Here is a 4,327-nt window from a genome sequence, read left to right as displayed (position 1 = left end):
GACGCCACGGAGGCCGCCCAGCAGGGACTTTCGGCCGAACTGGCATCGCGGCTGGAGGCGAACGGCGGCCTCACCGCCGTCGACGTCGCCGCGGCGGCCTCCGCCGGTGACGCCGCCGCCCTCGATCTGATCCGCGAGGGCGGCAACCGCACCGGCCAGGTCATCGCCGCCCTGGTCAGCTTCTTCAACCCCGGCCTGGTGGTGATCGGCGGCGGAGTGACCGGCCTCGGCCACACCCTGCTCGCCGCGATCCGTACCCAGGTCTACCGCCAGTCGCTGCCCCTGGCGACCGGCAACCTGCCCATCGTCCTGGGCGAGCTCGGCCCCACCGCCGGCGTCATCGGCGCGGCCCGGCTCATCAGCGACCACCTGTTCTCACCCGCGTAGTCCTTTCGACAGCACGGCTCATCAGCACAGCGCCCTGCTCTGCCCTGCCCTGAACACGCCTGTTCGACAAGCGCCCTGACACCGGCCCGCCCGCCAGGGGGAATCCGCATGGCACCAGAACCACCGCTGCTCAGCATGTCCGGCATCACCAAGTCATTCCCCGGAGTCCGGGCCCTCGACGGCGTCGACCTCGACGTCCAGGCCGGTGAGGTGCACTGCCTGCTCGGCCAGAACGGGGCCGGCAAGTCCACCCTCATCAAGGTGCTGGCCGGCGCCCACCAGCCCGACACGGGGACCATCCGCTGGCGCGGCGAAGAGGTGACGCTGCGCTCGCCGATCGCCGCCATGCGCCTCGGCATCGCCACCATCTACCAGGAACTCGACCTGGTGGAGCATCTGTCGGTCGCCGAGAACGTGCACCTGGGGCACGAGCCGACCACCGCCGGATTCGTCGTACGCGGGAAGACGGCCAAGGCGTCAACTGCGTCGCTGCTCCGACGGCTTGGGCATGCGGAGATCGAACCGGCCCGGCTGGTCGGCGAACTGCCGGCGGCTCAGCAGCAGATCGTGTCCATGGCGCGGGCACTCTCCCACGACGTGCGGCTCATCGTGATGGACGAGCCGTCCGCCGCCCTCGACCCGGACGAGGTCGACAACCTCTTCCGCATCGTCGGCGACCTCACCGCCGCCGGAGTCGCCGTCGTCTACATCTCGCACCGCCTGGAGGAGATCCGCCGCATCGGCGACCGGGTGACGGTACTGAAGGACGGCCGGGCCGTCGCGGGCGGGCTCCCCGCGAAGTCGACCCCGACCCGCGAGGTCGTCGCCCTGATGACCGGTCGCAACGTCGAGTACGTCTTCCCGGACCGGCCCGTCTCCCCGCCGCGCGCGGAACCCGTGCTGAACATCCAAAAGCTCTCGCGGCAGGGGGAGTTCGAGACGCTCGACCTCGAAGTGCGGCCAGGCGAGATCGTCGGCCTCGCCGGACTCGTCGGCTCGGGCCGCTCGGAGATCCTGGAGACCGTCTATGGCGCCCGCAGACCGACGACCGGTCAGGTGCTGGTCGACGGCAGGCCCTTGAAGCCGGGCAGCGTACGGGCCGCCGTCCGGGCCGGACTCGGCCTCGCCCCCGAGGAACGCAAGGCGCAGGCCCTGCTGATGCTGGAGTCCGTCACCCGCAACGTGTCGGTCTCCTCCATGACCCGCTTCTCGCGCGCCGGCTGGATCGACCGGGGCGCCGAACTCGGTGCCGCCCGGGCCGCGACCCGCGAGCTGTCGCTCCGGCCGGACAACCCGTCCGTGCCCGTGCGCACCCTGTCCGGCGGCAACCAGCAGAAGGCGGTCCTCGCCCGCTGGCTGCTGCGCGGCTGCAAGGTGCTGCTGCTGGACGAACCCACCCGCGGCGTCGACGTCGGCGCCCGCGCCGAGCTCTACGCGGTCATCCGCCGGCTGGCCGACGAGGGCCTCGCCGTCCTGCTGGTCTCCAGCGAGGTGCCCGAGGTGCTCGGCCTCGCCGACCGCGTGCTGGTGCTGCGCGAGGGCCGTGTCGTCCACACGGCGCCCGCCCGCGCACTCGACGAACACCGCGTACTCGACCTGGTCATGGAAGGAAGCCCGGCGTCATGACGCAGCCCGTCTCCCCGCCGCTGGACAGCAGCACCGACAAGGTGTCCCCGGCCCGGCCCCCCGCCTGGCGCGGCCTGCTGATCCGCGCCGACGTCCGCACGCTGTCCCTGCTCGGCGTGCTCGCCGTGCTGATCGTCATCGGCGGCATCACCAAGCCCGACGAGTTCCTCGACACCCGCAACCTGCAACTCGTCCTCACCCAGGCATCGGTGATCGGTGTCGTCACCGTCGGCATGACCTTCGTCATCGTCTCCGGCGGCATCGACCTGTCGGTCGGCGCGATCGTCGCCCTCGCCTCCGTATGGGCCACCACCGTCGCCACGCAGGAGTACGGCTTCGCCGGCATCCTCTTCACTGCGGTCGTCGTCGGACTCGGCTGCGGGCTGGTCAACGGCGTGCTCATCGCCTACGGCGCGATGGTGCCGTTCATCGCCACCCTCGCCATGCTGGCCTCCGCCCGCGGCCTCTCCCTCCAGATCACCGACGGCAGGACGCAGATCGTCACCGTGCCGTCCGTCCTCGACCTGGGGGAGCGCGACGCCTACGTCCTCGGCGTCCCGCCCCTGGTCATGGTGTCCGGCGTCGTCACGGTCATCGGCTGGCTGGTGCTCAACCGCACCACCTTCGGACGCCGCACGGTCGCCGTCGGCGGCAACCCGGAGGCCGCCCGGCTCGCCGGTATCGACGTCCGCCGTCAGCGGCTCTACCTCTACCTGCTGTCCGGGCTGTGCTGCGGCATCGCCGCCTTCCTGCTGATCGTCCTGGCCGGCTCCGGCCAGAACACCAACGGCAACCTCTACGAACTCGACGCCATCGCCGCCGCGATCATCGGTGGCACCCTCCTCACCGGCGGCCGGGGCACCATCACCGGCTCCGTCCTCGGCGTCCTGATCTTCACCACGATCACCAACATCTTCGCCCTGAACAACCTGCAGAGCGACGTCCAGCAGATCGCCAAGGGCGCGATCATCGTCGCCGCCGTGCTGGTCCAGCGCCGTACCGCGAGCACGACCTGAAAGCCGTACCGCTCCCGCCTGGCACGACCTGAGGAAAGGGTTCCCCCGCCATGACCGAGATCACGAGCCGCAGAGGGCTGCTCTTCGGGGCCGCCGCCGTCTCCGCCGGTGCCCTCCTCACGGGGTGCACGAGCAACGAGCCGTCCGACTCCAAGGACGAGCCGGCCGGCAACGACCAGCCGGCCGCCGACGACAAGCCCGGAAAGCAGGTCACCATCGGCTTCGCCGGACCGCAGGCCGACCACGGCTGGCTCAACGCCATCAACGACAACGCCAAGAGCCGCGCGGAGAAGTACTCCGACGTCACCCTGGAGATCACCGAGGGCTCCAACGACACCGCCCAGCAGATCGGCCAGATCGAGACCCTCATCAACAAGAAGGTCGACGTCCTGGTCGTGCTGCCCGCCGACGGCAAGGCCCTCACCCAGGTCGGCCTGAAGGCGATGCGCGCCGGCATCCCCGTCGTCAACCTCGACCGGATCTTCAACACCCCGCAGGCCTACCGCTGCTGGATCGGCGGCGACAACTACGGCATGGGCCTCAACGCCGGGCACTACATAGGCGAGAAGCTCAAGGGCAAGTCCGGCGCCCGCGTCATCGAACTGGCGGGTCTGGACAACCTGGAGCTCACCAAGCAGCGCACCCAGGGCTTCGACGACGCCCTGAAGAACTACCCCAACGTCAAGAAGGTCGCCCGGCAGGCCGCCGAGTTCACCGTCGAGTCCGGCCAGGCCAAGATGGCCCAACTGCTCCAGGCCCAGTCGAAGTTCGACGCGCTGTGGAATCACGACGACGACCAGGGAGTGGGCGCGCTGCGCGCCATCGAGCAGGCCGGGCGCGACGACTTCCTGATGGTCGGCGGCGCCGGGGCGCTCTCCGCGTTCCAGGCCATCAAGCAGGACGACGGCGTGCTCAAGGCGACCGTGCTCTACCCGCCGACCATGGCCGCGTCGGCCATCGACCTCGCCCGCGCCCTCGGCCAGAGCAAGGGCATCGGAGGCCTCGCCGAGTTCGAGATCCCGTCGTCGCTCACCCTCTACTCGGCCGTCGTCGACAAGACCAACATCGACCAGTACATGCCCACCGGCTTCAAGTGAGCCACCCCGCACCCCCCACGTGCGCCACCCCGACCAGGACGAGGAGGACACCCGTATGGGACAGCCGCAAACGGAGTCAGAAGGGACCGAGGCAGGGAAGCCACCCCTGCGCGTGGGGATGGTGGGCTACGCCTTCATGGGCGCCGCCCACTCCCAGGGCTGGCGCACCGCGGGGCGCGTCTTCGACCTGCCGCTGGATCC

Annotated in this window: 4 protein-coding genes and 1 pseudogene; all 5 read left to right on the top strand. The window is 70.4% G+C overall.

The genetic code is table 11. From position 1 onward, the window contains the following. Positions 1-387: ROK family protein (locus tag ABZ281_RS39945; protein WP_356662882.1), on the top strand; the 387-nt coding region annotated here is incomplete at its 5' end. A 108-nt stretch (positions 388-495) separates the two neighbouring features. Continuing rightward, positions 496-2,013: a sugar ABC transporter ATP-binding protein gene (locus tag ABZ281_RS39940; protein WP_356662881.1), complete on the top strand. Its 1,518-nt coding sequence runs from the start codon at positions 496-498 to the stop codon at positions 2,011-2,013. After that, a complete protein-coding gene (locus tag ABZ281_RS39935) occupies positions 2,010-3,029 on the top strand; it encodes an ABC transporter permease (protein WP_356662880.1) in 1,020 nt (339 codons plus the stop codon). Before ABZ281_RS39940 ends, ABZ281_RS39935 begins: the two co-directional genes overlap by 4 nt. A gap of 50 nt (positions 3,030-3,079) precedes the next feature. Next, positions 3,080-4,126: a substrate-binding domain-containing protein gene (locus ABZ281_RS39930; RefSeq protein WP_356662879.1), complete on the top strand. Its 1,047-nt coding sequence runs from the start codon at positions 3,080-3,082 to the stop codon at positions 4,124-4,126. Positions 4,127-4,181: 55 nt separating this feature from the next. Beyond that, a pseudogene (locus ABZ281_RS39925) lies at positions 4,182-4,327 on the top strand (gfo/Idh/MocA family oxidoreductase); the annotation flags it as partial.

The sequence above is a fragment of the Streptomyces sp. NPDC006265 genome (assembly GCF_040613555.1).
Classification (GTDB): Bacteria; Actinomycetota; Actinomycetes; order Streptomycetales; family Streptomycetaceae; genus Streptomyces.
Note: the sequence above shows the minus strand (reverse complement) of the source record. Positions and strands in the feature narration are given on the sequence as shown.

Bases quoted from the DNA above. Each gene is read 5' to 3' on its own strand.
- ABZ281_RS39940 (WP_356662881.1), top strand. From the start codon at position 496: ATGGCACCAGAACCACCGCTGCTCAGCATGTCCGGCATCACCAAGTCA.
- ABZ281_RS39935 (WP_356662880.1), top strand. From the start codon at position 2,010: ATGACGCAGCCCGTCTCCCCGCCGCTGGACAGCAGCACCGACAAGGTG.
- ABZ281_RS39930 (WP_356662879.1), top strand. From the start codon at position 3,080: ATGACCGAGATCACGAGCCGCAGAGGGCTGCTCTTCGGGGCCGCCGCC.